Below are 731 nucleotides of genomic sequence, written 5' to 3'. Positions count from 1 at the left end.
CAGCTCGGGGAGCGGCAGCGCGGCGAGCCGCCGGTGCCGAGCCGGGTCGGTCACGTCCCAGAGTTCGTCACGCAGCGCCAGGATGGTGCCGCCCGGGCGGAACTGGGGCGGACCGCCGGCCGGGATCGTGGCCACCTGTTCGGGCTTGCCTCGCTCCGCAGGCTTGCCGGACGGCACCACCGGCTGCGACGGGCCGCTGCTCGCCGAGGGCGAGGGCTTCCCGGATCCCGTGCCGGGCCCTCCGGGACGCGGGCCCGGCCCCCCGTTCCGGCCCGGTCCGGTGCTGCCGGGCGCCGGGGCCTGGCCACTGCTGCCAGGGGCCGGAGAGCTGCCGGTCCCGTCGGAGGCCGGCAACTCTCCTGGCGCGGTGGAGCTAGGCAGCGATGGACGTGCGGAAGACGGGGGGCTGGTCGCATCCGTCGGCTTCGGATGCGCGGAGTGCTCGGGAACGGCGGGGCCGGGGCTCGCCGACGACGGCACGGCCGGATCGTACTTGCGGAAGAACCGTGTCCTTCCCTGCCGGACGACTGCTCCTTCAGGGCCCTGGGGGTCATGCATCCAGACCGACCCCTCGCGTTCGAACATCTGGAGTTCCGCGGGGCCGCGGGTCACGACGATCGGCGCGAGGCGACGGCCGGAGGAGATGTCGACGACATGGACGCGGCCGCTGTCGGGAAGATAGACCCGGTCGTCCGACTCCAGAAGCGGGCCGTGGACGCGCTTGCTCCCTG

Source organism: Streptomyces sp. NPDC019890 (assembly GCF_044903445.1).
GTDB lineage: Bacteria > Actinomycetota > Actinomycetes > Streptomycetales > Streptomycetaceae > Streptomyces.
This window is presented reverse-complemented; position numbering follows the sequence as displayed.